This window comes from Roseivirga spongicola, from assembly GCF_001592965.1.
In the GTDB taxonomy this organism is placed as follows: Bacteria; Bacteroidota; Bacteroidia; order Cytophagales; family Cyclobacteriaceae; genus Roseivirga; species Roseivirga spongicola.
Genome location: NZ_LRPC01000011.1, coordinates 1 through 453 on the forward strand (window position 1 = coordinate 1; position 453 = coordinate 453).

1 pseudogene is annotated in these 453 nt (G+C 50.8%); it reads right to left on the reverse strand.

From position 1 onward, the window contains the following. Positions 1 to 453, reverse strand: a pseudogene (locus AWW68_RS07775) (hypothetical protein); the annotation flags it as partial.

A 453-nucleotide genomic window follows, 5' to 3' on the forward strand; every position in this document is an offset into this window, starting at 1 on the left:
AGAGAAGTTCCGGCACCCCAAGCTCCAGCAGTTTTCGGTCCGAAATAAGTATTGGTAGCTGTGTTGATGTAGATATCGCCATCCTTCCCTTGTGCATTGATTGGGTCAGTGTTGCCGCTGAGAATAGTGTTTCCGTCTTGGCCATCTGTTCCGTTGGTTCCGTCTATACCATTGATGCCATCTGCGCCATCCGCACCATCGGCCCCAGCAGGGCCAACGAGGGAAGTTCCGGCACCCCAAACCCCAGCAGTTTTAGGTCCGAAATAAGTATTTGTAGCTGTGTTGATATATATATCGCCATCCTTTCCTTGCGTATTGTTTGGATCAGTATTGCCACTAAGAATAGTGTTACCGTCTTGGCCATCTGTTCCGTTGGTTCCGTCTATTCCATTGGTTCCGTCAGCACCATCAGCCCCGGCAGGGCCAATGAGAGAAGTTCCGGCACTCCAAACC